This is a genomic window from Schnuerera sp., from assembly GCF_035459645.1.
GTDB lineage: Bacteria > Bacillota > Clostridia > Tissierellales > Tepidimicrobiaceae > Schnuerera.
In genome coordinates this window covers 1-1,560 of the sequence record NZ_DATHXO010000421.1, presented here as the reverse complement: position 1 = coordinate 1,560, position 1,560 = coordinate 1, and the positions used below count along the sequence as shown (strand labels likewise).

The window sequence follows — 1,560 nt, the reverse complement described above, 5'->3', positions numbered from 1 at the left end:
CTTCTTTAAGTCTTTGTAAAGACATACTATCTTGTTTTAAGTCTACACCATTATCTTGCTTTGGCCTTCATCTTTATCCAATCCATAAGCAAGAGCTGCTGCTGTTGGCTCATTGATAATTCTCTTTACATCTAATCCAGCAATCCTCCCAGCATCTTTAGTTGCTTGTCTTTGGCTATCAGTAAAATATGCTGGTACAGTAATTACTGCTTCTGTTATAGTTTCTCCTAAGTAGTTTTCTACATCTGTCTTGATCTTTTGAAGTACCATAGCTGATATATCCTGTGGTGTATAGTCCTTACCATCTATATTTTTTTTATAATCCTTACCCATTTCTCTTTTAATAGACATTATTGTTCTATCTGGATTTGTAATAGCCTGTCTTTTTGCAGTTTCTCCAACTAATCTTTCTCCATCCTTAGTAAAAGCCACTACTGATGGAGTCGTTCTATTCCCTTCTGCATTAGGGATAATAACAGGTTCTCCACCTTCCATAACAGCTACACATGAGTTAGTGGTTCCTAAATCGATACCAATTATTTTTCCCATATAAATTCCTCCTTAAATATTATTTACTTAGCTACTTTAACCATACTTGGTCTAATAACTTTATCATTTAACAAATATCCTTTTTGCAAAACTTCTAAAACAGTACCTTCTTCCTTATCCTCCACTTCTTCCATAAAAACAGCATGGTGGAAGTTAGGATCAAAATTTTCCCCTATACAATCAATTTCTTTAAGTCCATTATCTGTAAGTACTTTTAAAATTTGATCATATATCATCTTTACACCTTCAAAAAAACTATCCTTTTCTTCTGCATTGTCTAATGCCCTATCAAAATTATCCAGTATAGGCAATAACTCTGTCATTATTTCCTCTGCTGCATAAGTATAAATTTTTTCTTTATCTTTTTCAACCCTATTCTTATAATTAATAAAATCTGCCTGTAACCTTAAATATCTGTTGGTTAATTCTTTAAATTCTTTCTCTTTTTCTTCAACATCATAGCAAGGTTTTTCTTGCTGTTCTTCATCAACAACAATATCTTGTTCCTCTGCTAAGTCTTCTTCCATTTCTTGCATTTCTTCCATTTCTTTTTTTTCCATTAAATCACCCTTTATATCCATTTTAAGTTTCGATAGAGTGTAATTAAATTACACTCTATCTTTTGCCTAGAAACATATTTAATATTTCTGTTAAATTCATTGAAAACAGTTTCAATGCGTTTATTGAGGTAAAATAATCCATTCTAGTAGGACCAATAACTCCAATTTTACCAATGGTCATATCCCCTAATCTATAAGTGGTAGTTATTAAACTGCAATCCTTTATTGGATCATATATATTTTCATCTCCTATAGTAATTTCTATTCCATTTTCCAATGAATTTTCTAAAAGTATATCTATCAATAGTTCTTTGTCTTCAATAAATGATATAAAAGATTTGGCTCTATCTAAATCCTTATATTCAGGAAAATTAAAAATTTTAGTAACTCCATCTGCATAGACCTCCACATTGTCAATATCTTCTAATGATTTATTGATTATAGGGATTAT

At 30.8% G+C, this 1,560-nt stretch carries 1 protein-coding gene and 2 pseudogenes; all 3 read right to left on the bottom strand.

Translation table 11 applies throughout. The features are described from left to right. Positions 1-45: 45 nt before the first annotated feature. A pseudogene (locus tag VK998_RS09980) lies at positions 46-549 on the bottom strand (Hsp70 family protein); the annotation flags it as partial. Between the two features lie 23 nt (positions 550-572). Further along, positions 573-1,130: a nucleotide exchange factor GrpE gene (gene grpE / locus VK998_RS09975; protein ID WP_325227984.1), complete on the bottom strand. Its 558-nt coding sequence runs from the start codon at positions 1,128-1,130 to the stop codon at positions 573-575. A 34-nt stretch (positions 1,131-1,164) separates the two neighbouring features. Further along, positions 1,165-1,560 (bottom strand): annotated as a pseudogene (locus VK998_RS09970) (HrcA family transcriptional regulator); the annotation flags it as partial.

Coding starts and splice junctions, on each gene's coding strand:
- grpE (WP_325227984.1), bottom strand. CDS start 1,130: ATGGATATAAAGGGTGATTTAATGGAAAAAAAAGAAATGGAAGAAATG.